Below are 4,128 nucleotides of genomic sequence, written 5' to 3'. Positions count from 1 at the left end.
AGGGCCATTTGCAGGATCAGCCAGGCATTGGCCGCGCTGATGATGGCGAACAGGCTCCAGGCGAGGATCCGGGTCGGCCAGCGGTTGACGAACTCGCCCATCAGGCGCCGGTCGTTGGTCATGCGGATCAGCGGGTACAGGGCGAACGGCAGTTGCAGGCTGAGCACCACCTGGCTCAGCACCAGCAACTGGCCCACGGCGCCGTCACCCAACAGCCAGACGCCGATGAACGCCGGGATCAGGGCCAACCCACGGGTGATCAGGCGCCGCTGCCAGCAGGGAATCCGCAGGTTCAGGTAACCCTCCATGATCACTTGCCCGGCAATGGTCCCGGTGAAGGTCGAGCTCTGCCCCGAAGCCAGCAGCGCCACGCCGAACAGCACGCTGGCCAGGGCCCCGCCCACCAGCGGGTCGAGCAGGTGGTAGGCGTCCTGGATCTCCACCACATCGCTGTGGCCGGTGTTGTGGAAGGCCGCGGCGGCGAGGATCAGGATCGCCGCGTTCACCAGCAGCGCCAGGGCCAGCGAGCCGATGGTGTCGATCCGCGCCAGCTTGATGGCGTCGGCGCGGCTGGCGCGGTCGTTGCCCACCAGCCGGGTTTGCACGACGGAGGTGTGCAGGTAGAGGTTGTGGGGCATGACCGTGGCGCCGAGGATGCCGATGGCCAGGTACAGCGGCGCGGCGTCGCCGATGGCCGAGAGCGAGGGTACAAAGCCCCGGGCCACGTCCGGCCAGTAGGGCTTGATCAGCAGCAGCTCGATGAAGAAGCACACGCCAATGGTCGCCACCAGCGCCAGCATGATCGCCTCCAGCCGGCGGAAGCCGCGGTTCTGCAGGGCCAGCACCAGCAGGGTGTCGAAGGCGGTGATGACGATCCCGGTGCTCAGGGACACCCCCAGCAGCAGGTGGAACGCCAGGGCGCAGCCCAGCACTTCGGCCAGGTCGGTGGCGATGATCGAAACCTCTGCCAGCAGCCACTGGGTGCGCGCCGAACGGGTGCTGTAGCGCTCGCGGCAGAGCTGGGCCAGGTCGCGCCCGGTGGCGATCCCCAGGCGTGAACACAGGCACTGCACCGCCATCCCCGCCAGGCTCGCCAGCAGTACCACGAACAGCAGGTTGTAGCCGTAGCGCGAGCCGGCCTCGATGGCCGTGGCCCAGTTGCCGGGGTCCATGTAGCCGATGGAAATCAGCAGCCCGGGGCCGGCAAAGCGCAGCAGGCGGCGCCACAGGGAAGCGCCGGGGTCGACGGCGACGGAACCCGCCACCTCCGGCGGGCAAAAGGGCGCGGTGGCGATTTTCGGCAAGCTGAATTTCACGGATATTTCCCAGGCGGATTGGCGCAGGGGCCCAGCTTAGACGTTTCAATGCGGGCACCCAAGCCTGAATTTACCCCGCCAAGGCGAGTATGCTGCACAGGTTGTGCCCTGCGCCGAAACCTTCGGCAGTGAGTATTTTCTGGCCCAAGGTAGCCCTGTGAACAGCACTGCGACGCCCCCCGAACCTCTGCCCCCTTTCCTGCAACCCGGCGACCGGGTGCTGCTGTTCGATGGCGTGTGCAAGCTGTGCAATGCCTCGGTGCGCTTTGTCATCCGCCACGACAGCCAGCGGCGGATCAAGCTGGCCTCGGTGCAATCGCCCCAGGGCCAGGCGCTGCTGGCCTGGTTCGGCCTGTCCACCGAGCAGTTCGACAGCGTGGTGCTGATCGAGGAAGGCCGGCTGTCCCAGCGCTCCGATGCGTTTATCCGCCTGATGGCGCAACTGCCGGCGCCCTGGCGCTGGCTGCGGCTGTTGCGCGGGGTTCCCCGGCCGCTGCGGGATTGGGTCTACAACCTTATTGCCCGCAATCGCTATCGGTTGTTCGGCCGTCTCGACGTCTGTTTACTGCCGAACCCGGATCACCAGGGGCGCTTTCTCGACGACCCGTCCTGAGGCCCCGCCCCGGCCCAATCAGCCAGGCTGACGCCGGAAGAACAGCGTCACCTGCCCGAGCTCGAAGCCGAACTTGGTCATGTAGGAACGATTGGCCAGGGTGTTTTCGTCCAACAGGTACATCCAGTCGTCGAAGTGCACCTGGTAGGTCTTGCCATCCACCGGCAGGTTGAGCACGTAGCGCCAGCGCAGGGCATTGCCGGCGACCTCACCCCGGGCCTCGCCGACCACATCGTCGGCGGTCCCGCGCCACAGGCCGGGCCCCGCGGGGACCAGGGTCCAGACCCGGGTCTGGCGGGTGCCGTCGCTGTAGGTGAAGTCTTCGTGCATGATGAATTTCTCGCCTTCGCTGCGGCTGTCGATTTGCACATGAAAACGCTTGATCACCTCGCCGGAGCGCTTCTGGAACAGGCCCCAGGCCTCCACCCGACCACTGAAGAACTGCCGCAGTTCCAGCTCGGGCTTCTGGTCACGGTACTGCTTGACGTCGGTGTCGCTGCATGCGACCAGGCCGAGGCACAGCACTAGCAAGTATTGCTTGAGCATGGAATATCTCCTGTGCTGCGCCCGCTATTGGCCCAGCAGTTGTGCGCGCAACTGCGGATTGCGCGTGCGCGGGTCGAGCCAGATGGCGAAAAACGCTCGGGCGAAGGCTTCGTCCTCGACCCTGTACTGCAAGCGCTGGTCGACAAAGAACTGCACCCCGCGCCCGGGCAGGAACACCCCGGTGATGCGCTGGCCCGGTTCGACATCGACGAAGGCGCGCTGCATCTGCGCCTGCCAGTCCTTGAGTTGCGCCGGGCTCACCGCGCTGCCGGACAGGCGCTGGATCTCGTCGAGGCTGGTCTGCACCAGATCGCCGCGGCTGATCGTGCGCCGGTAGGTCAGTTCCAGGGCGAAGGGGCTATCGGCGGTCAATGGCAACGTCGTGCCCCAGAGCCGCGCGGTGTAGACCTTGAAGCCGAACCAGCTGAACTCGCCGCTGCCCAGCAGCCGCGCATTGGGCAACGACTCTTGCCAACCGGCACTGGCCGTAGCGCTGAGCAGCACCAGCAGCCACAGCAACCGGGCCAAGCCCACTCGCCGCCTGCGTTTCATTCAAGGCTGCCTGCGCAACAGCTGAAGAAACTCCTGGCGGGTGCTGGCCGACTCGCGAAAGGCCCCCAGCATTACCGAGGTGTTCATCAGCGAGTTCTGCTTCTCGACCCCGCGCATCATCATGCACATGTGCCGCGCTTCGATGACCACCGCCACCCCGGCCGCCCGGGTCACTTCCTGGATCGCCTCGGCAATCTGCCGCGTGAGGTTCTCCTGGATCTGCAGGCGTCGTGCATACATGTCGACGATCCGCGCCACCTTGGACAGGCCCAGCACTTTGCCGGTGGGGATGTAAGCCACATGAGCCTGACCAATGAACGGCAGCAAATGGTGCTCGCACAGGGAATACAACTCGATGTTCTGGACCATCACCATCTCGTCGCTGGTGGAGCTGAACAACGCACCGTTGACCAGTTCTTCGAGGCTGGTTTCGTAACCATGGCACAGATAACGCAAGGCTTTTGAGGCTCGCTGCGGGGTGTCCCGCAAGCCCTCGCGGGTCGGGTCTTCACCCAACCCCTGCAAAATGCCGTGAAAGTGCTGGGAGAGAGGATCGTGCATGGCGCATGGCTTCCGAAAGGCTGGCGGGGCGGGCAATTCCTTGCACGTGCCAAGGAAAAAAGGCCTCCGAGGTGGTCGACCACCTAACTGACCCTGCCCCGGTTCCACCCGGGCCTGACCTCGGAGCCCAAAAAGCGTGGGCAGCGACCGCCGCCCCTTGAAAAACTGAGCAGCTATCAGCACATCCCACACCTTAAAAACCTATACGACAATTTAATTTTTGTACAATTTTTATCGGCAAAAAATGCCTTTTAAGCCCAAATACTTGTACAAATAAGCCTTTAATCGATTCAATACTTTCTATCTGTACAAGAAAAAACGACCCTGCACTTCACTCCCGGCCACTTCCCTGCCTGCAGATACGCGCCAATCGCTTCGTTGGATGCTAGCGTGGCGCACCGTTCATCCGCCGAGTGCGCCCATGCTGCTGTTGAAACTGCTGACCGTTCCCGGATTTCTGTGGTTGATCTCCCTGGCGAGCAAGCGCTGGGGCCCGAATGTCGCTGGCTGGCTGGCGGGGTTTCCCGTGGTGGTGGGGCC

5 protein-coding genes are annotated in these 4,128 nt (G+C 64.2%); 1 reads left to right on the top strand and 4 read right to left on the bottom strand.

The genetic code is table 11. The features are described from left to right. Positions 1–1,265: Nramp family divalent metal transporter (locus F6S12_RS30120; RefSeq protein WP_230493604.1), on the bottom strand; the 1,265-nt coding region annotated here is incomplete at its 3' end. A gap of 208 nt (positions 1,266–1,473) precedes the next feature. Between F6S12_RS30120 and F6S12_RS30115 the strand changes: the two genes are divergently transcribed. Further along, positions 1,474–1,929, top strand: coding sequence for a thiol-disulfide oxidoreductase DCC family protein (locus F6S12_RS30115; protein WP_315869715.1), 456 nt, complete (start codon positions 1,474–1,476; stop codon positions 1,927–1,929). An 18-nt stretch (positions 1,930–1,947) separates the two neighbouring features. On the opposite strand, the gene F6S12_RS30110 is transcribed toward F6S12_RS30115, so the two are convergent. From F6S12_RS30110 to folE, 3 genes are read right to left on the bottom strand one after another with little or no spacing between them, the layout of a single operon-like run. Further along, a complete protein-coding gene (locus tag F6S12_RS30110; RefSeq protein ID WP_041117266.1) occupies positions 1,948–2,475 on the bottom strand; it encodes a DUF3833 domain-containing protein in 528 nt (175 codons plus the stop codon). A 24-nt stretch (positions 2,476–2,499) separates the two neighbouring features. After that, the gene (locus F6S12_RS30105) at positions 2,500–3,027 is read right to left on the bottom strand and encodes a chalcone isomerase family protein (RefSeq protein WP_315869714.1); all 528 of its coding nucleotides are present in this window, start codon (positions 3,025–3,027) and stop codon (positions 2,500–2,502) included. Continuing rightward, on the bottom strand, positions 3,028–3,588 hold the full coding sequence (gene folE, locus F6S12_RS30100) for a GTP cyclohydrolase I FolE (protein ID WP_015635048.1): 561 nt from the start codon (positions 3,586–3,588) through the stop codon (positions 3,028–3,030). Between the last annotated feature and the right edge of the window lie 540 nt (positions 3,589–4,128).

This window comes from Pseudomonas sp. JV245A, from assembly GCF_032424515.1.
Taxonomy (GTDB): Bacteria; Pseudomonadota; Gammaproteobacteria; order Pseudomonadales; family Pseudomonadaceae; genus Aquipseudomonas; species Aquipseudomonas protegens.
Note: the sequence above shows the minus strand (reverse complement) of the source record. Positions and strands in the feature narration are given on the sequence as shown.

What these genes read in the sequence shown, in the direction of transcription:
- F6S12_RS30105 (WP_315869714.1), bottom strand. Translation starts at nt 3,027, where the DNA reads ATGAAACGCAGGCGGCGAGTGGGCTTGGCCCGGTTGCTGTGGCTGCTG.
- folE (WP_015635048.1), bottom strand. Translation starts at nt 3,588, where the DNA reads ATGCACGATCCTCTCTCCCAGCACTTTCACGGCATTTTGCAGGGGTTG.
- F6S12_RS30110 (WP_041117266.1), bottom strand. Translation starts at nt 2,475, where the DNA reads ATGCTCAAGCAATACTTGCTAGTGCTGTGCCTCGGCCTGGTCGCATGC.